General features: G+C 72.2%; 22 protein-coding genes and 1 pseudogene. 9 read left to right on the forward strand and 14 right to left on the reverse strand.

Annotated features, from left to right (window positions below):
- Nucleotides 1-47 precede the first annotated feature (47 nt).
- From ABD999_RS08550 to ABD999_RS08565, 4 genes are all read right to left on the reverse strand, one after another.
- Nucleotides 48-455 (reverse strand): DUF2267 domain-containing protein, encoded by a 408-nt coding sequence (locus tag ABD999_RS08550; protein ID WP_148034047.1) that lies wholly within the window; start codon nt 453-455, stop codon nt 48-50.
- A 98-nt stretch (nt 456-553) separates the two neighbouring features.
- The gene (locus ABD999_RS08555) at nt 554-1291 is read right to left on the reverse strand and encodes a hypothetical protein (RefSeq protein ID WP_271278439.1); all 738 of its coding nucleotides are present in this window, start codon (nt 1289-1291) and stop codon (nt 554-556) included.
- Between the two features lie 25 nt (nt 1292-1316).
- Nucleotides 1317-2138, reverse strand: a complete 822-nt coding sequence (locus tag ABD999_RS08560; RefSeq protein ID WP_271278438.1) for a hypothetical protein — start codon at nt 2136-2138, stop codon at nt 1317-1319.
- Between the two features lie 75 nt (nt 2139-2213).
- Nucleotides 2214-2642 (reverse strand): GNAT family N-acetyltransferase, encoded by a 429-nt coding sequence (locus ABD999_RS08565; protein ID WP_271278437.1) that lies wholly within the window; start codon nt 2640-2642, stop codon nt 2214-2216.
- 59 nt (nt 2643-2701) lie between these two features.
- Between ABD999_RS08565 and ABD999_RS08570 the strand changes: the two genes are divergently transcribed.
- Complete coding sequence (locus ABD999_RS08570) at nt 2702-3250, forward strand: YceI family protein (protein ID WP_271278436.1); 549 nt, start codon at nt 2702-2704, stop codon at nt 3248-3250.
- On the opposite strand, the gene ABD999_RS08575 is transcribed toward ABD999_RS08570, so the two are convergent.
- Entirely contained in the window at nt 3234-4031 is a 798-nt protein-coding gene (locus ABD999_RS08575) for an acyl-CoA thioesterase (RefSeq protein ID WP_271278435.1), read from the reverse strand. The two genes, ABD999_RS08570 and ABD999_RS08575, sit on opposite strands and share 17 nt — an antisense overlap.
- A 95-nt stretch (nt 4032-4126) precedes the next feature.
- Between ABD999_RS08575 and ABD999_RS08580 the strand changes: the two genes are divergently transcribed.
- The 3 genes from ABD999_RS08580 to ABD999_RS08590 are packed head-to-tail and all read left to right on the forward strand — an operon-like array spanning nt 4127 to nt 7307.
- Nucleotides 4127-4921, forward strand: a complete 795-nt coding sequence (locus ABD999_RS08580; protein WP_271278434.1) for an enoyl-CoA hydratase/isomerase family protein — start codon at nt 4127-4129, stop codon at nt 4919-4921.
- 32 nt (nt 4922-4953) lie between these two features.
- Entirely contained in the window at nt 4954-6105 is a 1152-nt protein-coding gene (locus tag ABD999_RS08585) for an acyl-CoA dehydrogenase family protein (protein ID WP_148034054.1), read from the forward strand.
- Nucleotides 6102-7307 carry a CoA transferase gene (locus ABD999_RS08590; protein ID WP_345482644.1) on the forward strand — a complete coding sequence of 402 codons (1206 nt, stop codon included), beginning with the start codon at nt 6102-6104 and terminating at the stop codon, nt 7305-7307. The genes ABD999_RS08585 and ABD999_RS08590 overlap by 4 nt, the downstream gene beginning before the upstream one ends.
- A 4-nt stretch (nt 7308-7311) precedes the next feature.
- Here ABD999_RS08590 and ABD999_RS08595 read toward each other — a convergent pair whose 3' ends face one another.
- Together ABD999_RS08595 and ABD999_RS08600 are read right to left on the reverse strand one after the other, a co-directional pair.
- Entirely contained in the window at nt 7312-7911 is a 600-nt protein-coding gene (locus ABD999_RS08595; protein ID WP_271278432.1) for a TetR/AcrR family transcriptional regulator, read from the reverse strand.
- Between the two features lie 63 nt (nt 7912-7974).
- The gene (locus ABD999_RS08600; RefSeq protein ID WP_333485733.1) at nt 7975-9129 is read right to left on the reverse strand and encodes a DUF418 domain-containing protein; all 1155 of its coding nucleotides are present in this window, start codon (nt 9127-9129) and stop codon (nt 7975-7977) included.
- A gap of 147 nt (nt 9130-9276) precedes the next feature.
- On the opposite strand from ABD999_RS08600, the gene ABD999_RS08605 reads away from it, so the two are divergent.
- On the forward strand, nt 9277-10431 hold the full coding sequence (locus ABD999_RS08605; protein ID WP_271278431.1) for a hypothetical protein: 1155 nt from the start codon (nt 9277-9279) through the stop codon (nt 10429-10431).
- Here ABD999_RS08605 and ABD999_RS08610 read toward each other — a convergent pair whose 3' ends face one another.
- On the reverse strand, nt 10432-10905 hold the full coding sequence (locus ABD999_RS08610) for a hypothetical protein (RefSeq protein ID WP_271278430.1): 474 nt from the start codon (nt 10903-10905) through the stop codon (nt 10432-10434).
- 173 nt (nt 10906-11078) lie between these two features.
- Between ABD999_RS08610 and ABD999_RS08615 the strand changes: the two genes are divergently transcribed.
- The gene (locus ABD999_RS08615; protein WP_271278429.1) at nt 11079-11678 is read left to right on the forward strand and encodes a dihydrofolate reductase family protein; all 600 of its coding nucleotides are present in this window, start codon (nt 11079-11081) and stop codon (nt 11676-11678) included.
- Nucleotides 11679-11710: 32 nt separating this feature from the next.
- On the opposite strand, the gene ABD999_RS08620 is transcribed toward ABD999_RS08615, so the two are convergent.
- The 4 genes and pseudogenes from ABD999_RS08620 to ABD999_RS08635 form a co-directional block, all read right to left on the reverse strand.
- Nucleotides 11711-12085: a hypothetical protein gene (locus ABD999_RS08620; protein ID WP_271278428.1), complete on the reverse strand. Its 375-nt coding sequence runs from the start codon at nt 12083-12085 to the stop codon at nt 11711-11713.
- Complete coding sequence (locus ABD999_RS08625; RefSeq protein WP_271278453.1) at nt 12082-12582, reverse strand: hypothetical protein; 501 nt, start codon at nt 12580-12582, stop codon at nt 12082-12084. The genes ABD999_RS08620 and ABD999_RS08625 overlap by 4 nt, the downstream gene beginning before the upstream one ends.
- A 129-nt stretch (nt 12583-12711) precedes the next feature.
- Nucleotides 12712-12939 (reverse strand): annotated as a pseudogene (locus ABD999_RS08630) (hypothetical protein); the annotation flags it as partial.
- Nucleotides 12840-13961, reverse strand: a complete 1122-nt coding sequence (locus ABD999_RS08635) for an FAD-dependent oxidoreductase (protein WP_271278427.1) — start codon at nt 13959-13961, stop codon at nt 12840-12842. The gene ABD999_RS08635 and the pseudogene ABD999_RS08630, both read right to left, overlap by 100 nt.
- A gap of 63 nt (nt 13962-14024) precedes the next feature.
- On the opposite strand from ABD999_RS08635, the gene ABD999_RS08640 reads away from it, so the two are divergent.
- Nucleotides 14025-14477, forward strand: a complete 453-nt coding sequence (locus ABD999_RS08640) for a MarR family winged helix-turn-helix transcriptional regulator (RefSeq protein WP_148034062.1) — start codon at nt 14025-14027, stop codon at nt 14475-14477.
- Nucleotides 14474-15364 (forward strand): hypothetical protein, encoded by an 891-nt coding sequence (locus ABD999_RS08645; protein ID WP_345482645.1) that lies wholly within the window; start codon nt 14474-14476, stop codon nt 15362-15364. Before ABD999_RS08640 ends, ABD999_RS08645 begins: the two co-directional genes overlap by 4 nt.
- 49 nt (nt 15365-15413) lie before the next feature.
- Here the strand turns inward: ABD999_RS08645 and ABD999_RS08650 are convergent, their stop codons facing one another.
- The gene (locus ABD999_RS08650) at nt 15414-16409 is read right to left on the reverse strand and encodes a glycoside hydrolase family 11 protein (protein WP_271280542.1); all 996 of its coding nucleotides are present in this window, start codon (nt 16407-16409) and stop codon (nt 15414-15416) included.
- 237 nt (nt 16410-16646) lie between these two features.
- Between ABD999_RS08650 and ABD999_RS08655 the strand changes: the two genes are divergently transcribed.
- Nucleotides 16647-18047 carry a M1 family metallopeptidase gene (locus ABD999_RS08655; protein ID WP_219551271.1) on the forward strand — a complete coding sequence of 467 codons (1401 nt, stop codon included), beginning with the start codon at nt 16647-16649 and terminating at the stop codon, nt 18045-18047.
- 41 nt (nt 18048-18088) lie between these two features.
- Here the strand turns inward: ABD999_RS08655 and ABD999_RS08660 are convergent, their stop codons facing one another.
- A complete protein-coding gene (locus ABD999_RS08660) occupies nt 18089-22066 on the reverse strand; it encodes a S8 family serine peptidase (protein ID WP_345482646.1) in 3978 nt (1325 codons plus the stop codon).
- Nucleotides 22067-22113: the final 47 nt, after the last annotated feature.

A 22113-nucleotide genomic window follows, 5' to 3' on the forward strand; every position in this document is an offset into this window, starting at 1 on the left:
GGATGCCCGGGGCAGCTACCCTGTCCGGCGCCGGGAACACGGACCTGTCAGAGGTGTCCCTGGCTGCCCGCGGTGGCCAGCTCGCGCAGCTCCTCGGTGAGGCTCTCGCGGACCTTGGTCATGATGCGGCCCTGGGTGGCCTCGTCGGTGACCTCGAACACCACCCGGGCGAGGAACACCGCTCTTCGATCGTCGACCCCGGCCCTGGCGCCCACCCTGCGGATGAACTCCTCGCGGCCGAAGTGCTCTCCGGTGCCGAGGCCGCCGTAGACCTCGGTGCGGCGCAGGTTCTCGCCGATCTCGTGTGGCAGCTGGGCTGCGAGCTTGTCGGCCAGGCTCTCCGGCAGCCGTTCGCCGAGCGTCTCCAGCGACGCCCGGATGGCCCGCTCGGCGTGTGCCCGGTCGCCCAGACGGGCTCGGGCCTGTACTTGGCCAACGAAGTCGTCATGTCTCATGATTTCCCCCTTTGTCCTTACCAGCGGCTACCCGGTCACCGGACCATCACAGAGGGGCTGACACCAGAAATCGGTAAAGCTCCACCAGCACTGACGATCTAGGAGCCGACCTCGTACGCCCTGATCTCGGCGGCGGGGATCTCGACGGCCCGCACCTCGACTGCGGGCACCTCCAGCGCGGGCACCTCGACGGCCGGGACGCACTCGTTCCGGTCGTTGCAGGCGTACGGCCTGATCAGGTTGCCGCGCATCAGACGCGGCCGGACCAGCGGCGCCCGGACGAGGGGAGGCCTGACCACGGACAGGACGACGCCTCCGTCCTTCGGCTCGGCCTGGCACACCTCCGGCGTCGAGACGCCCTCGGCGTGCTGCGCGGGCGCGCTTGCGCCCTCGGCGCGCACCGGGTCGAGCTTGATGCCGCCCGCGTCCAGGCCGGGGATCTCGACGGGCGGGATCTCGACGGCGGGGATCGACACCGGCGGGATCGACGCGGCCCCCAGGCAGCCGCCGGGCGCGGGCTTGATCTCGGTGCACTGGGCGGGGATCCGCTGGGCGGGGAGGTCCACCCCCGGGATGGTCACCTCGGGGACGACCTCGCCGCCGATCCGTACCTCCGGGATCACCACCGGGTCCGCGTGCACGGCCGGGATGTCGACCGCCGGGATGAGCTCGCCGTGCCGGCAGCCCGTCGGCTCGGCGGGCGCGCTCTCGGGCGTGGCCGAGCGCGCGGCCGGGGACTGCCGCTCCGCGCCGCCGCCGCCGGTCGCGCCGCAGGCGGCGAGCATGATCGCCAGGAGGAGGGCCAGGACGCTCGTGATCGCTGATTTCCGGCTCACGGTGAGCACGGTAGGGCATCGACCTTCAGGATCTGTTCAGAGCCGCGAAACGGTGCACGGTGTCCGAGTGGAGCACGCGGTGGAACGCCGGCGCCTGCCCGCCGGCCCGGCCGGTCGCGGTGACCACGGTGACCACCACGTACGGGCCGGCGCCCGCCACACCGGCCTTGCCGTACGCGTACTTGGCATGCGTGCCGCCCCGCCGCCACCGGATCGCGTCCGACGTCCGCTTGGACAGGCTGACGGCGGCGGCCCGGGCGCGGTGCTCGGTGGGGAAGGCCAGCAGGAGCTGGACCGCCCGGAGCTTCCCGTCCCGGGCGGAGTAGGCGATCTGGGCGGCGTGGTCGCAGTGGTTCCTGCCCAGCACGCGGCCCCTGCCGTCCACGGGGTCGCAGGTGGGGTGGTCCCAGCCGCCCACCTTGGCGGCCGTGAGCTCGCGGCCCAGGTCACGGTCGCCGAACTCCTCGTGGCTCAGCCGCGTGTCCACCGGGGCCGCCGTCGTGTGGTGCGGCGTCAGCGTGGGGGGATCGGCGGGCGGCGCCGGGATCGCGTGCAGCTGGTACGTGATCGCCGCGACCACCGCCCCGCCGCCGGCGAGCACGGCCGCGGTGACGGCCAGGCCGACCGCCAGCGCACCCCGCCGCCTCCTGTCGGTCTCGCGCTCCGGCGCGTACAACCGCGGCGCGGGCCCGTCCGGCGCGTACGGGGGAACCCCGAAGTCAGCGGGCGCGTACCTCCCACCGGCCCGCCGCAGCACCCTCCTGAACCTCCCGCCCCGCCCCTCCCCCACGGGCTCGCGAGCGTGGTCGTCCCGGGATGGCGGATCGTCGCCCGCTGAAAACGACATATCCCGTATTCTGCTGAAATTTCACCACAGCGACCCAGGCTTTTCGATCATGCGACCCAGCCGTTCCAGCCCCTTTCAGAGAATGACCCGGTACGACGCCGTATCCCGCCGCCGGAACCCCGCCCGTTCGTACAGCCGGTTCGCCGCCTCCCGCTCCGGCCGGGACGTCAGGTCGACCGTGCGCGCCCCCCGCTCCCTGGCCAGCTCCAGCGCCCGCCCGGTGAGCGCCGCCCCCACCCCTTGGCCGCGCGCCGCCCCGTCCACCACGACGTCCTCGATCCGCGCCCGCACCCCGGAGGCGAGCGGGTAGACCACCAGCGTGAGCAGGCCCACGACGACGCCCCCGGCCCGCGCGGCCAGCACCGTGTTCCCCTCGGAGCCGACCACCCGCTCCACCGCCTCCCGGTCGATCGCCGCCCCGGCGGAGAGCTGGGGCAGCAGCCGCCCGAACGCCGCCACGACCTCGTCACTCGCCTCACGCACGGCCTCGATCACGACACTCATGCCACGACCCTACGGAAGCCGTCGGTCTTGTCGTGGCAACGGTGGGTAGCGTGCGGGGTATGGGGGATTCATACACGCTGGGTCCGGAGACGGGGCAGTTGCTGGTCGAGACGAGGCGTACCGGTCTGGGCGCCAAGGCCGGTCATGACCTGACGATCGAGGCGGACCGATGGCGCGGCGAGGCCGTGGTCGATCTCGACGACCCCGGGGCGAGCCGGGTGAGCGTCGAGGTGGAGGCCGGGTCGCTGCGGGTGGTGTCGGGGACGGGCGGGGTGAAGCCGCTCACCGACTCCGACCGGCGCGACATCGCGCGCAACATCCAGGAGAAGGTGCTCCACACCGGCCGGTTCCCGGCGATCGCGTTCCGGTCGCGGCAGGTCACCGGGACGCGGGAGTCGTTCAGGGTCGAGGGCGAGCTGACGATGGCGGGCCAGACGCGGCCGCTCACCCTCGACTGCCGCTTCGACGGCGAGCGGGTGCGGGGCAGCGCGACGGTCAAGCAGAGCCTCTGGGGCGTCAAGCCGTACTCGGCGTTCTTCGGCGCGCTCAAGCTGGACGACGACGTCGAGGTGCGGTTCGACGTCGAGCTGGTCAGCGCGGCTTCCTGAAGAGCGTCTCCTGGGTGATGCTGGCGGCGAGCCGGCCGTCGCGGGTGTGGATGGTGCCGGTGTACCAGCCGCGCCCGGCCGACACGGTGTGCGGCACCAGGTCCATCAGCACCCACTCGTCCATGCGGGCCGGCCGGTGGAACCAGACCGCGTGGTCCAGGCTGGAGCCCGAACGCGCGCCCTCCCCGTGCGGGACGCCGGTCACCCCGCTGGAGATGTCGGAGAGGTACGTGAGCACGCACGCGTGCAGGAGCTGACCACCGGGCAGGTCCTGGGTGCAGCGGGCCCAGAACCGGGTGGGCCATTCGGCCGCCTCGTACGGCTGCGGCGGCAGCCGGCTGTCCATGGAGAACAACCGGGGCAGGCGCACGGGTTCGAGCCCGTCCGGGTCCGGCGCGTCGGGCGCGGGGTGGATCTGCACGTCCGCGCCGGACTCGGGGACGTGGAAGGACGCCGACATGTTGAAGATGACCTTGCCGTTCTGGATGGCGACCACCCGCCGGGCGGAGTACGACCGGCCGTCCCTGTCACGGTAGACGCGGAACACGGTCGGCCGGGCCGCGTCGCCGCTGCGCAGGTAGTAGCCGTGCAGTGAGTGCGGCAACCGGTCGGGCTCCACCGTGTCGCCCGCCGCGGCCAGCGCCTGCGCGGCCACCTGTCCCCCGTACAGCGGGAACGGTTCCTCGAAGACGGTCGTGCCCCGGTAGAGGTCCTCTTCGAGCTTCTCCAGTGTCAGCAGGTCGAGCACGGTGGGAGCGGCCACGGGACTGAAGGTCGGCATGAGGCAGACGGTAGAGGACGCGGCGGACCTGGCGCGAGCCGGGGGTGGCCGCTGTGAGAAGCTCGGCGGGTTGTCCGGAATGAGAGGAGTGTCCGGTGGCCGAGGCCGAGGACGAGCTGGTTTACGAGGTCGACGGCGGGGTGGCGGTGATCCGGCTGAACCGCCCGCGCTCCCTGGGCGCGTTCACCTGGCCGATGATCGACGCGTGGGCGCGGGCGCTGCGCGAGGCGCAGGACGACGAGGGAGTCCGGGTGGTCGTGCTGACCGGCACCGGCGAGGGCTTCTGCAGCGGCGTCGACCTGAAGGCGCTCGACGAGATCGAGGCGACGCCGATCGAGCGCAAGCGCATGCTGACCGACCGGGTCCACAAGGTCGCGCGGGCGGTCGAGGACCTGGACAAGCCGCTGATCGCCGCGGTCAACGGGGTCGCGGTCGGCGCCGGGATGGACATGGCTCTCATGTGTGACATGCGGTTCGCCGCCCGGTCGGCCCGGTTCTCCGAGGGCTACATCCGCATCGGCCTGGTCCCCGGCGACGGCGGCGCGTACTTCCTGCCCCGGCTGGTCGGCCCGGCCAAGGCGATGGAGCTGCTGATGACGGGCGACTTCGTCGACGCCGACGAGGCGCTGCGGCTGGGCATCGTCAACCGGGTCTACGACGACGAGGCGCTCATGGCGGAGACGATGGAGTTCGCCAGGGGCATCGCGGCCAAGCCGCCGATCGCGATCTCGATGATCAAGCGGGCGGTCCACCAGTCGATGCGCACCGACCTGCGCACCAGCCTTGACCTGATCTCCTCCCACATGGCGATCGTGCAGGCGACCGACGACTACGCGGAGGCCATGAGCGCGTTCCGCGAGAAGCGGCCCGGCGACTACCACAACCGTTGACACGGCAGAACATTATTCGATAGGTCAGGAGCATGGTCGCAGCCGACGAGTTCGAAGAGATCCTCAAGCAGGTACGCCAGTTCGTCCGCAACCGGGTCGTGCCGAGAGAGCAGGAGATCGCCGACTCCGACGCGATCCCCGACGACCTCCGCCGCCAGGCGGCCGACATGGGCCTGTTCGGCTACGCCATCCCCGCCGAGTACGGCGGGCTGGGGCTCGACATCACCCAGGACGTCCGGCTCGGCTTCGAGTTCGGTTACACCAGTCTCGCGTTCCGGTCGATGTTCGGCACCAACAACGGCATCGCCGGCCAGGTCCTGGTCGGGTTCGGCACCGAGGAGCAGAAGGGCCGCTGGCTGCCGTCGCTGGCGTCGGGCGAGGTCACCGCGGCGTTCGCGCTGACGGAGCCGGAGGCGGGCTCCGACCCGTCCGGGCTGAAGACCACGGCGGCGCCCGACGGCGACGGCTGGGTGATCGACGGCGGCAAGCGGTTCATCACCAACGCCCCGATCGCCGGGTTGTTCGTGGTGTTCGCCCGGGTCCGCCCCGCGGACGCGGCGGGCAGCGGCATCGCGGTGTTCCTGGTGCCGGCCGACGCTCCCGGGGTGGCGGTGGGGCCCAAGGACGCCAAGATGGGCCAGGAGGGCGCCTGGACCTCCGACGTCACGTTCACCGAGGTCAGGGTCGGCGCGGACGCGCTGGTCAGCGGCGAGGTCGACGCCGGTTTCCGGGCGGCCATGACCGTGCTGGCGCGCGGCCGGCTGCACATGTCGGCGATGGCCGTCGGCCTGATGGAGCGGGCGCTCGACGAGTCGGTGGCGTTCGCCGCGCACAACCGGCAGGGCGGCCGGCCGGTCGGCGACTACCAGCTCGTGCAGGCGATGCTCGCCGAGCAGAAGTCCCTGTGCATGGCCGGACGGGCGATGGCCGCCGAGGCCGCCCGGCTCTGGCTGACCGGCGAGGACCGCAGGCTCGCGCCGTCCGCCACCAAGCTGTTCTGCACGGAGTCGGCGGGCCGGGTCGCCGACCTGGCCGTCCAGGTGCACGGCGGCAGCGGCTACATGCGCGGCGTGCCGGTCGAGCGCATCTACCGCGACGTGCGCCTGCTGCGCCTGTACGAGGGGACCAGCGAGATCCAGAAGCTGATCGTCGGGCGCGAGCTGATGCGCGGGGCACGCGCGTGACCCCGGCCGGAATGTCCGCCCCGCTGGAAGGTCTGCGCGTCGTCGAGCTGTCCGGATACGTGGCCACGCCGCTGTGCGGGATGACGCTGGCGCAGCTCGGCGCCGACGTGGTCCGGGTGGAGCCGATCGGCGGCCAGGCCGACCGCTCCCGGTGGCCGCTCGGCCCGTCCGGCACCAGCCTCTACTGGACCGGGCTCAACAAGGGCAAGCGGGCCGTCGAGGTCGACTTCCGCTCCGACGAGGGCCGCGCGGTCATCGCCGACCTGGTCGAGCGGCGCGGCGTCGTGGTGGCCAACGCCGATCTGCCGGGGCTCTCGTACGAGAAGCTCCGCGAGCGCCGCAAGGACCTGATCCACGCGCTGCTCACCGGCAGGCGCGACGGCGGCACCGCGGTCGACTACACGGTCAACGCCGAGACCGGGCTGCCCGCGGTGACCGGGCCGGCCGGGGAGGCGGGGCCGGTCAACCACGTGCTGCCGGCCTGGGACATCGCGGCCGGGCTCTACCTGGCGACCGGGCTGCTGGCCGCCGAGCGCCACCGGCTGCTGACCGGCGAGGGGCGGCGCATCACGGTGGCGCTGCGCGACGTGGCGCTGTCCATGGTCGCCAACCTCGGCTATCTCGCCGACGCCCAGCTCGGCGGCGAGCCGCGGACGAAGGACGGCAACCACTTCTACGGCGGCTACGGGCGCGACTTCCGCACCGCCGACGGCCGGCGCGTCATGCTCGTGGTGCTTACCTCACGCCACTGGTCCGACCTGCTCGCCCTGACGGGACTGACCGCCGCGGTCGAGGCCGTGGAGCGGGCGCTCGGCGCCGACTTCCGCCGCGACTCCGACCGGTACGCGCACCGCGCGGTCATCGGCGGGCTGCTGGAGCCGTGGTTCGCGGGACGGCCGTTCGCCGAGGTGGACGCGGCGCTGTCGGCCAGGCGGCTGCTGTACGCGCCGTACCGGACGTTCGAGGAGCTGGCCGCGGACCCCGACGCGCTGCTGGCCGGCAACCCCGTCCTGGGGATGCTCGACCAGCCCGGCGTCGGCCCGCACCTCTCGGCGGGTTCGCCGGTGGTCGTGGACGGCGAGCAGGGCCCGCCGCGCCCGGCGCCGTCCGTCGGCCAGCACACCGGCGAGGTGCTGCGGGAGGAGCTCGGCTACTCGGCGGCACGCCTCGCGGCGCTGCGCGACCAGGGCGCGATCGGCTGACCCGTCACCCGGCGGGCGCGATCATGCGACGGATCAGCGTGTGCAGGTAGGCGCGGAAGGACTCCACCACGCCCGGCTGGACCGGCTCGCCCCGCTTCTGCGGCCAGTCGGGCGACACGTGGCGCATGCCGCCCGACAGGAACCCGTAGACGCACCACACCACGGTCCAGACGAGGTGGTCGCCGTCCACGTCGTCCGGCGTCAGCTCCCGGATGGTCTCCGCCACCTCCAAGGCGAGCGGGCGCGAGAACATGCCCTCCAAGTCGGGCGTGTCGGCGGCGTCGCCCGTCCAGCGGTGCAGCCACAGCGACAGATAGTCGGTGTGCGCGATGTTGTAGTCGAGATAGGCGTCGGCCAGGTCGAGCGCCCCCTGGACCCCGGGGACGAAGGACCTGAGCACCGGCTCCATGGCCGCCCGCTCGGCGTTGACGGCGCGGACCATCACCTCGTGGTAGAGCTCCGGCTTCTCGCCCACCGTCTCGACCAGCCGGTCCACGTCGGTCCCCGCCGCCTCGGCGATCATCCGCATCGACGTCCAGTCGTATCCCACCTCGGCGAACATCCTCGTCGCCACGCCGATCAGCCGGTCCGTCTCCGCATCCATGACCATCACCTTAAGTGATGAAACCATCACCCTCCGGAAGGCTCTCGTCGTACTCGCAGGGCGTCAGGTACGGCGGTAGGCCAGGCGGCGCAGCAGGATCTCGGCGGGGCCGCGGTGGTCGGCGCGGCGCATCAGGTCGGCGATCAGCAGCGAGACGAGCCAGGTGGCCACGGCCACGCCGGTGGCGCCGGCGATGCCGAGGTCGTCCTGCAGGCCGAGCCCGAAGGGGAAGAACACCACGACGAACGCGATCGACTGGAACAGGTACAGGCTCATCGAGCGGCGGCCGAGCGCTTCGACGGCGGTGATCAGGGGACCACGGCCGCGGGCGGCCAGCGGGGCGATCAGGCCGACGGCGCAGGCCATGGCGATGCCGCCGAAGTATCCGGTGAGCGGCTGCGCGATCGAGGCCGCCACCACGGCCGGGCCGGACGCCCCGGTCCACAGGCCGGTCTGGATGAGCGCGGCGGGGACGGAACCGGCGACGGAGACGACCGTGGCGATCACCGTGAAGCGGACCAGGAGGCGCCGGTGCCGCTCCGGCTCCTCCAGGATGCGCCGCCGGGCCGCCCACATCCCGAAGAGCACCGCGGGCAGCACGATGACGGTGCCGAGGACCAGGCCGAACGGCCAGCCGGCCATCCTGGTGACGAACAGCTCGCCGAAGCCCCGCGCCCCGGCGGCGATGGTGCCGAGGGAGAAGGTGGAGAGCCCTTGCATCAGCGCCACCCACATGGCGAACCCGACCACGGCCGTGGCGGGCACCATGAGCGTCCCCGCCGTCCACAGCAGCGCCTTGTCCCCACGCCGGAGCATCCCGGTCAGCACCACGGCCGCCAGCCCGTACGGCGCCAGGATGTCGATCGGCACCAGCAGCGCCACGTGCGCGAACCCGATCGCGATCAGCCACCACCCCCGGCGGCGCAGCAGCTTGCGGACCGTCACCCAGTCGGCGCCGCGCCTGGTCCGGCTGTTCAGGAGCTGAACCAGCGAGTAGCCGAACAGGAAGGCGAACATCGGCCGCGCGTGGTTGTTGACGAACAGCACGTGGAAGAACTCGGAGACCGCGTTGGCCGCGGCGGAGCCCCGGTCGACGGCCACCACGAACAGCGGCGCGTGCGCGAACGCGATGGCCAGCAGCATGAAACCGCGCGCCAGGTCGGGGGCCAGGGCCCTGGCCGTGGTCGCCGGCCTGGCCGGTTCGGACGTCTGCAACACAGGAAGCACCCCGTTCTCCGATGACGTTCTCGTGGCCCCGACGCTACGGACGCGATCACCCGCGGGGAATCCGGCTAGAAATACGACAGGGGTAGACCTAGATGCACCTTCGGCCCGGGCGCGTTCGGTGCCACTAGCGTGGCGGGCATGGACGAACAGGAATGGCAGCAGGAATACGCGATGCTCGCTCTCCGGCTCAACCGGCACCTGAACGGAGCCGGGCTCGTCTACCGGGGGCCGGCCGAGTGGAGCAAGCGGGCACAGGCGGAGCCGGTCCGGCCGCCCGGCGACCTGATCGCCGGCGCCGACCGGTTACTGGACCGGGAGCTGACCCCTTACCTGCGGGCCCAGGTGGTCGCGATGCGCGCGGTGGCCCGCTATCTGGACGGCGAGCGGCTCCCGCTGACCGACTACGGCGAGCTCGTGCTGGGGCTGCGGCCGCGGTGGGTGCCCGAGCTCGTGTTCGAGGAGGCGCACGACCGGCTGGACGCGGCGTTGCCCAGGGCCGCCGGCTCGCTGTCCGACCGGCTGCACGCCTGGCAGTCGGCTCACGCGCTGGACCAGATTGACCGGCTGCCCGCGCTGGTGGACAAGGCGGTGGCAGAGACCCGGGCCCGGACGGAGGCGATCGTCCCGCTGCCGCCGGACGAGGTCGTCGGCTGCCACCTCGTGCCGGAGGCGCACTTCCACGCCGCCGGGCACTACGCGGGCGACCTCAAGTCGGTGATCTTCATCAACACCGGCATCCCGTTCAACGTGGCCGACCTGTTCTACGTCGTCGCCCACGAGGGCCATCCCGGTCACATCGCCGAGTCGATGCTGAAGGACCTGGGGGCGACCCGGACGGACCAGCGGGTCCGGTTCATGCTGGCCCCGTCGTTCGCGCTGAGCGAGGGGCTCGGGCTGTGCGCCGAGGAGATCCTCTTCCCGGGGGACGAGGCGCAGGCGTGGCTGACCGACAACGTCCTGGCCGAGCTGGGGATCCGGCCCGACGGCAGCGACTTCGCGGCGATCCACCTGGTCAAGAACGCGCTGTGGGGAGTGTGGGGCAACGTCGCCTTCCTCGCCGCCGAGGGGCGGACGGACGAGGAGCTGGCCGGTTATCTGGCCCGCTGGTGCCTGTACGACGACGCGGAGATCGCCAGGGCGCTGCCGTTGCTGCGGCCGTCGGCGATGAGCCCGTACATGTTCGGATATTTCCACGGATGGGAGCTGTTGCGGCCCTGGCTGGCCGATCCCGCCAACGTCCGCCGCCTGCTCACCGAACAGCTCCTGCCGTCCGACGTGGCGAAACCCGTCTGATCACGACCGGCCGGTCAGCTCGGCATGCCCCGGCCGGGTCGCGCGCGCATAGGAGTGGGTCGTCGCGGCCAGGAGCCCCAGCGCGGCGATCCCGATCACGCCGTGGTGCCACTGCCAGCCGATCCCGATGCCGACGAACCCGTCCGCCACCATGATCACGGCTCCGGCGCCGACGCCCGCCAGCGCGACGGCCAGCACGAGCAGCATCAGCGCGCGTGGCACCCGGCGGCCCGGCCCGGTCACCGTCAGCAGGACCAGGGCCGCGCCGAGCAGGCCGTTGGCGGCCGCCATCCACTGCGCGGCCGCCACGTCCATCATCTCGCGGGCGTAGCGCTCGTAGTCGGCCGCCGGAACCACCGGGCCGCCGGGGAAACCCAGCTTGCCCTGCGCGGCGTAGACGGCCTTGCCGGCGGCGTAGCCGAGGAACAGCACCGCCGTCGTGTACGCGGGCCAGCGCGCCTGGCGCACGGTCATGGGCAGCTCCCTGGAGTTCGAGTTCGGTGTTTCCAGGATCGGCGGGCCTCCCGGCCCCGGCCTCCCCCGCACGGGGGAACATGCTCCCCCGCCGGATGTAGAGAACCGCCGGGCGGCTCCGACCACCCGGTGGCAGGCGCGAGAAGGAGCGCCTGGAACTGAAAGGCGATGAGATGAGCAGAGTCATCTGCGACATGGCGATGTCCCTCGACGGCTTCGTGGCCGGGCCGAACCAGAGCCTGGACAATCCGTTCGGCGAGGGAGAGAACGGGCGGCTGACCCGGTGGATGGTCGACGAGCCGGAGCTCCACAAGGCGGAGATCGAGGCCATCACCGCCGCCGGCGCCTTCATCATGGGCCGCAACATGTTCGGCCCCGGCCGCGGCGCCTGGGACCTGGAGTGGAGCGGCTGGTGGGGCGAGGAGCCCCCGTACCACGCGCCGGTCTTCGTGCTGACCCACCACGAGCGCGAGCCGCTGCCGATGAAGGGCGGCACCACGTTCACTTTCGTGACCGGCGGTCCCGAGGAGGCCCTGCGCCTGGCGCGCGAGGCGGCGGGCGACCGTGACGTCGCCATCGCCGGCGGCGGCATGACGGTGAACCAGTACCTGGCGGCGGGGCTGATCGACGAGCTGCGCCTGCACGTCGCGCCGGTGCTCCTGGGCCGCGGCGAGCGGCTGTTCGACGGCCTGGCGGACATCGACCTCGAACCGCTCGGCGAGCCCTCCCGCACCGCGCTCGTCACCCACCTCACGTACCGGCCGGTGAGGTAGCGGACGGGCGGGGCGCGCGCCGCCCCGCCCGGCTATCTGAAGTCCCGGTTGACCCCGGGCAGGGTCAGGGACCTGCGCTCGTTTCCGTACGAGGCCAGGCGCCGCGTGCGCCCCGTGGTGACATCGAGGGCGTACGCGACGAGCTCCCGGCTGCCCGCGACCACCGTGACCTCGTTCCGGTTCAGCCAGATGCCGGTCCCGTCGATCCGGTCGCCCGGCGGCAGGCCACGCATCGAGACCTTGCGCAGGGTCCGCCCGGTCCTGGCGTCGAGCAGGGTGAGTCTGCCCGGCTTGAGTTCGTCGAACTCGACGGCGACGACCGTGCGGCCGTCCGGGGCCAGCTCGCTGAACATGATGAACACGCCGTCGAACCGCACCGGCTTGCCGCCTCCGGTCACCGGCGTCACCCACAGGTGGATCCGGCGCCGATCCGCTCCTCCGCCACCTTGACAGGGGAGACCACCTCTTCGCCTCCGGCCATGCCCCTGATCGCGTGCGCCCCGGCGTCGCGGCTGTAGTAGGCGAGCCTCCTCCCGTCCCGGCTGATCGCGACCGGCACCCGCGGGTCCTTCTTGGAGGAGGTGAGCGCCTGCGGCAGCCGGTACGTCCCCTTCTGGGTGACCACCCGCCACTCCACGGCACTGCGGTCGGCGCGCCGCGTCATCTCGTCGACCTCGCACGGCGTCTGGTACGCGTAGCGGATCGCGCCGACCTTGCCCCGCAGGTCCGGCACGTCCTGCCCCTGTGTCGCGACGATGCCGGCGGGGTGCGGCCAGACCGCCACCGCGCCCGCCGTCGTCGCCGCCAGCGCCGTGACCGCCGCCTCGGTCAGGTCCTCCCGGAAGCGCAGCACGATCACGGCCCGCTGCTTGCGGGTCAGCTGGGCCGGCGCCCGGCGGAGCATGATGCGGTCCAGCGTGGCCTCGTCGTGGGAGACGCCCGCTTCGGGCGGGTGGGCGCTGGGTAACTCCGGGCGGGCGCGGCGCGTCCAGGAGATGTACTGGTTGACGAGCGCCTTGCGGGTGTACGCCTCGGGGTTGCCCTTCCTGTCGAGCTTCGACCACTGCCCTGCGACGTTGGCCAGGACGCTCTGCAGCAGGTCCTCCGCGAGATGAGGGTCTCCGGTGAGCAGGCGCGGTCCGCCGGGCGGAAGGTTGCACCTCAGCGGGATCGCGCGGTGAGGCGGTTGCTGTAGCAGGCGAGCATGGCGGTCTGGGACGTCTCCGGGATCAGCCTGCCGAGAAGCGGTGGGATGCGCCAGTTGGCCGGGTTGCGCTTGGCCATCCGGGAAACCAGGGAGATGTGCGGGTATCGGGCTTTCTCGTAGGCGCGCAACCGTACCGCCGGGTCGCCGTCCCGGGCCAGCTCGCGCCCGAGCACCCAGACGTCCTCCAGGGTCTGGTTGGCGCCCTGGCCCAGGGTGGGCGGCATGATGTGGGCCGCGTCGCCGAGCAGGGTGACGCGGCCCTTCCCCCAGACCGGGCCGACCTTGCGCCAGTGGTGGCCGAAGAAGGTGAGATCGGCTTCGGTGGCGGCGGCGAGCACCTCGGGCACCGGTGACGCCCAGTGGCCGAACCGGCGCCGCAGCTCGGCCAGCGGCGCGGCGGGCCGCCGGTCGCCGGGCGACCACGGCACGTCGAACCACCACTGCAGCATGCCCTTGCCCGCGGGGATGAGGCCGCACGCGCCCTCCCGTCCGGTGATCATGAGGTGGCGGTGCGTACGGGTGAGCTCGATGTCGATCGGGCTGAGGCCCTGCCAGGTGCCGAAGGTGGCCGGTCGGACTCCGGCGTCGCCCCATAGCCGGTGCCGCACGGCCGAGTGGTGACCGTCGGCGCCGATGAGCAGGTCGCCCGTGGCCGTCGATCCGTCGGCGAAGGTCGCGGTCACCCGGTCGTGGTCCTGGGTGACGTCCTGGCAGGCCTTGCCGTACCGGACGAGGTCGCCGGGCACGCCGTCGGCGAGGAGTTCCATGAGGTCGCGGCGGGAGACGGCCCTGGTCTCGAAACCGTGGTGGGCGGCGGCGTGGGCGATGTCCATGCTGACGCGCAGCCGGCCGCCGGCGGTCATCGCGTCGATCCGGTCGACGCGCCCGCCCACGTCGTCGAGGCTCACGCCGAGGTCGTGCAGCACGGCGGCGCCGTTGCTGAAGATCATCAAGGCCGCGCCGCCGGTGCGCCACTCCGCGGCCCGCTCGTACACGCGCACCCGGTGCCCGGCGGCGAGCAGCACCCGGGCGACGGCGAGGCCCCCGACGCCTGCTCCCATGACAAGGATGTCCATATCTTTCTCCAACTCGGAGTATCTTCGATTCGAAGATACTCCGGGGTGGAGTAGGTTGGGAAAGTGCCCCACAAGCAACCCGAGGACGCGATCTTCCGCGAGTTCCTGGTCGCGGTCCTGCTGCACAACGAGGCCGTGGCCGACCGGCTCGGCCTGCAGCCGGTCGACGTCGCCGCAGCCATCCTGCTGGAGACGCGCGGGCCCATGACCGCGGGCGCGCTCTCCGAGGAGCTCGGGCTACCGTCCGCCTCGACGACCCGGCTGATCGACCGGCTGGAGAAGGCGGGCTACGTGCGGCGGGTGCGCGGCGAACGCGACCGCCGGATGGTCACCGTGCAGTTGGTCGAGGGCGGGCTCGACGACTACGAGGCCGCCTGCGAGTCGTCCAGGCGGCACCTGGCGACGCTCGGCGCGCACTACACCCCGGAGCAGGCGCCGCTGCTGCTCGACATGCTGGCCCGCGTCGGCGAGGCCCACCGCGCGGCCACCAGGGAGCTGCGCGGGAAGCCGGCATGAGCGGCGGCCACGCGCACTACGTCATCGTGGACGGGTCCGGTCACCGCGTCTGGTCGCGCGACAGGGCGGCCGAGACCCTCTACCACGACCTCCTCCGCGGCCCCGACCGCATGCTCGCCTTCATCCGCGAGCAGCGGGGCGGTCACCGCGACCACTGGATGAACTCGATCTGGTGGCAGGGCGTCGCGCTCCTCGACCTGCCCGCCCGCCGCCTGCTCGTCCACACCGACCAGTGGATCCCGGGGCCCGACCGGCACACCTCGGTGCTGGAGGTCCGCGCCTGGCTGCGGCTCGTCGCGGCCCTCTGGCCGGGCTGGACGGTGACCTGGGCCGCTCGCGGCCTGCACCAGGTCATGGACTACCTCGCGCTCCCGTACGACACCGTGCTCTACCTCGACGAGACACCGACGCCGCGCGCCCGCTGGGCCCAGGCGCCCGCGGAGGACGACCTGTCCGCCGTCGCCGACGTCCTCATCGCCGCCCGCGACGGGGAGCGGCTGTCGTTCGGGGGCTGGTGGGCCGCCGGGCTGGCCGAGCCCCTGCTCGCCGGACCGGGCGTGCTGCTGACCCCGCAGGAGGAGGCCGTCCCGTTCGCGGCGCTGGAGAACGTCCCCTGGAACGGCCTCTACGTGGACGCGCCCGGCCGGCGGCTCGACTGGTGGTCGCTCGACTGCTCGCTCGACCCGCGCGACCTGCCCGCCCGGTGGCCGGGGTGGGAGCTGACTGACCATGGCGACGCGTTCGAGGAGGTCGCCGCGCTCATCGGCCCCGAACTGCTGCTCGACGTGGACACCGAGGAGGAGGTGTTCCGCAGGGTCGCCGCGTGGTTCGTCGCCGACGCCGCCCCGGCCGACCGGGAGGCCCTGCGGGCGGTCGCGCCTCCGTGAGTGACAGCGGCGCGGCGGCCGCCGGGCCGCCGCGCCACGGGGTACGAGGTCAGCCCGCGCTGCAGGAGACCGTCGGCCAGGTCCAGTTGCCGTTGTGCTGGATCGTCACCCCCCAGTTGTTGCCGCTGCCGTTGGGCCTGGCGGTCAGCACCTGAGAGCTGGGGTAGCTGGCGCTGATGTTCCAGGTGGAGAGGATCCTCGCGGGTGACGGCACGTTCATCGTCACGGTCCAGTTGCTCGAACCGCTGACCGAGACGCCGAGGTTGTAACGGTCGCTCCACTGCTGGCCCTGCGACAGGGTCGCGGTGCAGCCGCCGCCCGGGTTGCCGGGGTTGCCGGGGTCGCCGCCGGTGCTGCCCAGGGTGATGTTCGAGTTTCCGCTGCTCTGGTATCCCTCGGTGGCCATGATCATGTAGTCGTGGTTGCCGAGGTTCATCCCGTTCCTGGCCCAGGCGTCGAAGTGGTTGCCGGCGGTGATGGTGCCGCCCGTCCGCTTCGACTGTCGTACGCTCCAGTACTGCTGGAATGTCCTGGTGCCCTCGATGGAGGGGGCGTTGTAGCGCGTCGTCTCGTAGATGTCGTACGTGCCGCCGTCGCTGGTGACCGTGCCCTTGTACGTGCCGGTCGGCCGGTAGGTGCCCCAGTTGTCGACGATGTAGTACTCGACGAGCGGGCTTCTCGTCCAGCCGTAGAGCGTCAGGTACGCGTTGCCTGAGGGGTTGAAGCTGCCCGAGTAGCTGACCGTCCTGCGTCCTCCGGGGTTCCAGCCCTTGCCGGCGACGAAGTTGCCGGTGTTGCGCCATGAGGTGCTGTAGTTCCCGCCGGAACCCAGCTCCATGGAGACCGTTCCCTGGCTGTCGGTCCAGAACGAGTAGAAGTATCCGTTGTTGTTGCCGGTCTGATTGGAGGTGATCGGGGCGGCGTGCGCGATGCCGGGCATCGCGACCGCCATGACCAGCGCTGCGGCTACGGCGCAGGATCGGCGGACGAAGGATGTGATGCCGCCGCGTCTGCGGGTCCTCGGGGGGGCGGGGGCGCCGTTCATGTGTGCTTCCTCCTCGCGAAGGCGGAGAGCGTGATGCGAACTGGCGACAGTGTTCATCCGGCCCCGAAAGTTGTCAACGATTCCCGAAACATATCGGAGACGGCGTGTCAGGTTCCCACCTGGCCACCGGCTCTACCTGGCCTATCGGAACTCCATCCAGAGAGTGAAAGTTTCACCGGCACCCGCAGGACGAGCAATCCCCCGCCGACCCCGGCGGTGATCACTATGATGTCGCGAATGCGGAGATTACCCTTACTGGTCCTGGTCGGCGCGCTGACCGCCACCTGCTGCGGCACCGCCTCGGCGGCCACTCCCGGCGAACCCGCCCGTTACGCCAAAGGGCGCTCGCAACCGGTCAAGGACCCGGTGTTCCCCGCATACGGCAACCCGTCGATCGACGTCCTGCACTACGGGCTGAAACTGGGCTGGCAGCCCGACCGCCGGAGCCTGACGGGCACCGCCGCCCTCACCGTCCGGGCCGTGAAGCCGATCAAGGAGATCAGGCTCGACTTCGGCCGCGCCCTGAAGATCGACCACGTGACCGTCGCGGGCAAGACCGCCAAGCCCGGGCGCAGGGGCGACGACCTGACGATCCCGCTCCGCGCCACCCTCGCCGCGAACAAGTCCGCCCGGGTGGTGATCCGCTACCACGGCGTACCGAAACCCCACAACTCCGGGCAGATGCGCTACGACCTCGCGCGGCTCGGCCTGCGCTCGTCCGCGGACGGCTCGGCCTGGGCGCTGCAGGAGCCCTTCGGCGCGTTCACCTGGTTCCCCGTGAACGACCACCCGTCGGACGAGGCGCTCTACGACGTCGCCATCACCGTGCCCAAGGGCTGGGCCGGCGTCGCGCACGGCACGTACGGCGGCAAGACCGAGAAGGGGCGCAAGGTCACCTACCGCTGGAAGTCGACCGACCCGGTCGCCAGCTACCTGACCCTGTTCACCGTCGACAAGTACCGGATGCACCGGGCGAAGGGCCCGCGCGGCCTCCCCATCACCTACTGGGTGCGCCGCGAGGACAGGCATGCCCTGCCGGTGATACGCCGGATGCCGGAGCTGCTGCGCTGGATGGAGAAGAAGGCCGGTCCCTACCCGTTCCCCAGCGCGGGCCTGGTCGCCACCAGCGACTCCGGCATGGAGACCCAGCAGATGATCGCCCTCGGCGGCGACTACCTGCGCCCCGAGGTGGTGCTGCACGAGCTGGCCCACCACTGGTTCGGCAACAGCGTCGGCCCGCGCACCTGGAAGGACGTGTGGCTGAACGAGGGTTTCGCCATGTACTTCCAGATCCAGTGGACCGCCGACCACAGCCCGGGCTCGATGGACGACCACATGGACGACCTGCGCCTGGAGGAGAGGTTCGCGCGCCGGCTGGCGGGCCCGCCGGGCGACTACCGGCCCGAGCGGTTCGCCGACCACAACGTCTACTACGGCCCCGCGGTGATGCTGCACGAGATCAGGCGGCGCATCGGCGACGACAGATTCTTCGCCATGACCCGCGCCTGGGTCCAGGAGCACCGCAACACCGGCCAGGACCGGGCGTCGTTCACCGCCTGGGTCAACGAGCACACGGGCGAGGACTTCACGGAGCTGATCGACGCCTGGCTCGACTCCAGGACCAGCCCCGAGGACTAGCCGGCGCCCGCCCCACCGGGGACGGGCGCCGGCGCGAGGGGTCAGCGCAGGTCGAACGCGCGCAGCGTGGTCTGTTTGACGCGGTTGCCCGCCGCGTCCCACGCCTCGACCTTCAGGCTCACCGCGCCCTTGGTGGCGCGGTAGGCCGGATACCTGGCCCCGGCGGTGTAGACGCCGTCCCGGCCGCGCCTGAGATCGGCGGGCTGCCAGGTGGCGCCGTCGTCGGTGCTCGTCCAGAGCCGGACTCCCGCGATGGCGGGCATCTTCGCGGCCGACGGCCCGTGGTAGGCCTCCAGCTCGAAGGTGTGCTTGCGGCCGGCGGCCACCGTGTTCCCGGTGGACAGGCTGTCACCGAGGTCGTAGCTCACGTACACCGCGGGGGTGGTGCGGCAGTGCTCCACCGGGCCGTCGATCCACCAGGCGTAGCAGTTGAGACCCGGCTTGGCGTGGTCCTCGCCCGGCGGGGCGGTGAACGTCCACTCGACGTCCTGCAGGTCGTTCCTGGCCGTCAGCCGGTAGACACCCTGGCCCTCCGGCAGCGGGTAACGCGGCAGGGTGGCGAAGGGCTCGACGGGTGCGTTCGGGATCTCCCGTCCGTCGCGGTACAGGTGGATCTCGTACCGCGGCTGGAGGTCCCCGAAGGCCACGCCGTCGTCACGCCGCTCCCCGACCCCGCTGACCATGGACGGGGTCACCCAGAGGTTGCCGTCGTGCACGCAGATCGCGCACGGCACCCCGACCACCAGCTTCTCCAGCGGGGCGGCCTTCGGGTCGGCGAGCTTGAACACCTTCTCCGAGGCGGTCGCGGCGCCCGGCGTGCTCGGGGTGGTGAACCACCGTTGCGTCGTCCGTCCCGGCTTGTCGAAGACGTCGACGCGGTAGCGCGACTCCTCGGTCTCCGCCGCCGGATCGGGCGTGGTCAGGGCCGACATGCCCGTCGAGTGCACGATCGTACGGTCCAGCGGCCAGACCCACTGGTGCCTGCGCTGCGGCAGCGGCAGTGACCAGCTCACCGCGTCCGTGCCGGTGCCCGTGTAGGTCACGTCGTCGGTGCGCCACGTGCTCCGCCATACCGAGGCCTTCCTGTACGGCCCGGCGTGCATGTCGAAGTCGACGCGGTGGAGCTGGCGGTCGGTGACCTTGTAGTGCATGGAGTCCGGGATCCGGCCGTCCGCGTACGGCTTGAACACGTAGGAGTACGGGGTGTGCGGCGTGCCCTCCACCCGGATGGTGACCCGGCCCCGGCGGGCCTCCTCGCGCACCTTCACGCCCTCGGCGTGGGACACGTACGCGATCGGCAGGTTGACCGGCAGCAGCGGCCCGCTGAACGGCTTCTGCGCGAGGGCCAGCGGGATCGGGCAGGAGGCCGGCCGCTCGTTGAAGGCGAGGATGCCGGCGGCGCCGGCGTCCCTGATCGGCCCGACGCGCTCGATCTGGAGACCGCACTGCGGCCCGAGCGACCCCTCGGCCGGTTCGGCGTCGATCAGGACGAGCGCGCCGCGCAGGTCCTTGCCCGCGAGGTCCTCGGGACGGCCCTTGCCGGCGTCGACGACCCGCAGGTCCCGCGTGCCCTCGAAGGGGACGTATCCGGGGTGCAGCTCAGCCCGGTCGAGGACGTGGACCCTGGAGACCGGGTTCAGCGACAGCCGCTTCGGCGTCCGCGCGGTCATCGTGACCTCGGGCACGCCGAGCTCCCACTGCCCGGTGAAGCGGAACGCGCCCTTGGTGACCTTCTTGGTCGGCAGCGCCCACACCTTCTCCCACGCCCCGACGGGCGCCCCGTTGAGCAGGGTGCCGCCGTAGATCTGCCCGCTGGGGAGAGTCCGCTGGAAGAAGACCTCGTAGCTGTTGTTCAGCGGCTCCGCGGTCTTCGGCGTGGTGAAGCGGATCTGGGACGCCTCGCGGGCGTCGAGGGTGATCTCGGTGTCGCCGGTGACGGTGAGCTCCGGCTCGAACAGCCAGCCCCGGTTGGCGCGGTCGTCGCCGTCCACCCAGTCGAGCACCTGCAGCACGCTCACGGTGCCCGCGGGCACCCGCGTCACGATAACGCCCACGTCGTGCACGCGATGCGGGCCGAGCTCGCCCTTGGTCCCGTCGACGTCGACGACGCTCATGGCCGTCGGGGTGCGCGGCTTGCCGTCCCTGTCCAGGGTGCGGATCGTGAGGTCGAACTTGGGGACGTCGCGCACAGCGCCCATGGGCGTGGTGAGGCGGACGCCATCAGCCTCGGCGATCACGGCCCCGCTGTACTTGCCCAGCTCCAGCCCGGCCGGATCGAGGGTGACGGTCGTGCCCGCCGTGCCGCCCGCGGGGATCGTCAGCGTCGCGTCCGCGACGCCCACCTTCGCCCCACCGCTCATCTCCGCCTTCAGCGCGAGCGTGACGGGCTGGTCGCCCAGGTTCGTGTACGAGACCTCGCCGGTCTTCGGCTCACCCGATCCTTCGAGCAGGCCGAAGTCGACGCCGCCGCCGGTGGTGAAGACCCGCTGGCCGGTGGCCCTGTCCAGGTCCAGCCGACCGGCGCCCTGCTCGTACACGGTGAAGCCGTCGTCCTTGGCGGTCGACATCAGCGCGGCCTTGAGCTGCTGGGCCGTCCAGTCCGGGTGCCGCTGCGCCATGATGGCGACGGCGCCGGCCACGTGCGGCGTGGCCATCGAGGTGCCGTTGGCGCCCGTGTAGTGCTCGTCGACGGGGGCGCCCATGGCCGTGCCCGCCGCCCGCGCGGCCACGATGTTCACGCCGGGAGCCGCGATGTCGGGCTTGAGCCCGGAGTCCCCGACGCGCGGGCCGCGGCTGGAGAACGGGGCGAGCTGGTCGTCCTTGTCGACCGCGGCCACGGTCAGCGCCGCGTCCGCCGCGCCCGGGGCGCTCACGGTCTCCTCGTTGTAGAGGTTGCCCGCGGCCACCACGAACAGGGCGCCGGTCTCAGCGGTCAGGTCGTCGACGGCCTGGCTGAGCGGGTCGGTGCCGTCCGTGGGCGTGCCGCCGAGGCTCATGCTGACGGCCTTGGCGCCGCTGCGCGCGGCCCACTCCATGCCCTCGATGATCCACGACTCCATGCCCTCGCCGTTGTCGTTCAGCACCTTGCCGACCGCGAGCCGCGCGCCGGGGGCGACGCCCTTGTGCCTGCCGCCCGAGGCCGCGCCGGTCCCGGCGATGGTGGCGGCGACGTGGGTGCCGTGGCCGTGCCCGTCCTGGACGGGCTGGTCGGGGACGAACGACCGGCTGTCGGCGATCCTCCCGGTCAGGTCGGGGTGGGCGGCGTCGGCGCCGGTGTCCAGGACGGCGACCGTCACGCCGGTCCCGTCGTGCCCCCGCTCCCACGCCTGGGGCGCGCCGACCATCGGCACGCTCACGTCCAGGTCGGCCTTGACCTTGGCGTCCAGCCAGAGCTTGGCGATGCCGCCGCCCAGCGTGCCGGGCGCGGCCAGGCCCCGCCTGGCGTCGGGCCGCTCGCGCACGGCTGCCCAGAAGGCGCCGGTTTCGGCCTTGTCGACGTCGAGGGCGGAGGCGTGGATGCTCTCCAGCGTCCCGGTGGGCTCACTGGCGGGGATGGCCGCGGCCGAGCGCTTGAGTGACGCCTCGGCCTGGTCCTCCGGATACTGGACGATGACCGGCACCCGCTTGGTCGCGTCGTCGGCGTACCCGTTCTCGGCCAGATACTTGACGTCGAACAGCCGCTTGTCGAGCAGCCCCGCCTGGACGGCGGAGACCGCGTCGTCCGGGAGCACGAAGACGCCGTCGGGCGTGAACTGGGTGAACAGGTTGACGCGGCGGCCTTCGTCCCGCGTGCCCGGGGCGGTCTCCACCCGATACTTGCCGGCTTCCGACCGGCTCAGCTGGACCTTGTCACCGGTGATCAGGGTGACGACGACCTTGCCGGCGCGCACGCCCGACAGGGTGACGGTCTGGGTCCGGGCCTGCGCGGCGGGAGCGGGGGTGGGCGTGGTCCCGTCGGCGGCCGACGCCGGGGTGGCGGCCAGCGCCGTGGTGAGCATCGTGGCCGCGGTCAGGATCATGCCTGCGCGGCGCGCTAACGGGGGGCGGGGCAGTGCCATGGTGGCCT

The sequence above is a fragment of the Nonomuraea ferruginea genome (assembly GCF_039540635.1).
Taxonomy (GTDB): Bacteria; Actinomycetota; Actinomycetes; order Streptosporangiales; family Streptosporangiaceae; genus Nonomuraea; species Nonomuraea ferruginea.

Excerpts from the sequence above, each read along its gene's own strand:
- ABD999_RS08560 (WP_271278438.1), bottom strand. The coding sequence starts at position 2,138 with ATGTCGTTTTCAGCGGGCGACGATCCGCCATCCCGGGACGACCACGCT.
- ABD999_RS08605 (WP_271278431.1), top strand. The coding sequence starts at position 9,277 with ATGGACGAACAGGAATGGCAGCAGGAATACGCGATGCTCGCTCTCCGG.
- ABD999_RS08575 (WP_271278435.1), bottom strand. The coding sequence starts at position 4,031 with ATGCCGACCTTCAGTCCCGTGGCCGCTCCCACCGTGCTCGACCTGCTG.
- ABD999_RS08660 (WP_345482646.1), bottom strand. The coding sequence starts at position 22,066 with ATGATCCTGACCGCGGCCACGATGCTCACCACGGCGCTGGCCGCCACC.
- ABD999_RS08595 (WP_271278432.1), bottom strand. The coding sequence starts at position 7,911 with ATGGATGCGGAGACGGACCGGCTGATCGGCGTGGCGACGAGGATGTTC.
- ABD999_RS08625 (WP_271278453.1), bottom strand. The coding sequence starts at position 12,582 with ATGCTCCGCCGGGCGCCGGCCCAGCTGACCCGCAAGCAGCGGGCCGTG.
- ABD999_RS08615 (WP_271278429.1), top strand. The coding sequence starts at position 11,079 with ATGAGCAGAGTCATCTGCGACATGGCGATGTCCCTCGACGGCTTCGTG.
- ABD999_RS08550 (WP_148034047.1), bottom strand. The coding sequence starts at position 455 with ATGAGACATGACGACTTCGTTGGCCAAGTACAGGCCCGAGCCCGTCTG.
- ABD999_RS08565 (WP_271278437.1), bottom strand. The coding sequence starts at position 2,642 with ATGAGTGTCGTGATCGAGGCCGTGCGTGAGGCGAGTGACGAGGTCGTG.
- ABD999_RS08635 (WP_271278427.1), bottom strand. The coding sequence starts at position 13,961 with ATGGACATCCTTGTCATGGGAGCAGGCGTCGGGGGCCTCGCCGTCGCC.
- ABD999_RS08610 (WP_271278430.1), bottom strand. The coding sequence starts at position 10,905 with ATGACCGTGCGCCAGGCGCGCTGGCCCGCGTACACGACGGCGGTGCTG.
- ABD999_RS08645 (WP_345482645.1), top strand. The coding sequence starts at position 14,474 with ATGAGCGGCGGCCACGCGCACTACGTCATCGTGGACGGGTCCGGTCAC.
- ABD999_RS08655 (WP_219551271.1), top strand. The coding sequence starts at position 16,647 with ATGCGGAGATTACCCTTACTGGTCCTGGTCGGCGCGCTGACCGCCACC.
- ABD999_RS08585 (WP_148034054.1), top strand. The coding sequence starts at position 4,954 with ATGGTCGCAGCCGACGAGTTCGAAGAGATCCTCAAGCAGGTACGCCAG.
- ABD999_RS08650 (WP_271280542.1), bottom strand. The coding sequence starts at position 16,409 with ATGAACGGCGCCCCCGCCCCCCCGAGGACCCGCAGACGCGGCGGCATC.
- ABD999_RS08570 (WP_271278436.1), top strand. The coding sequence starts at position 2,702 with ATGGGGGATTCATACACGCTGGGTCCGGAGACGGGGCAGTTGCTGGTC.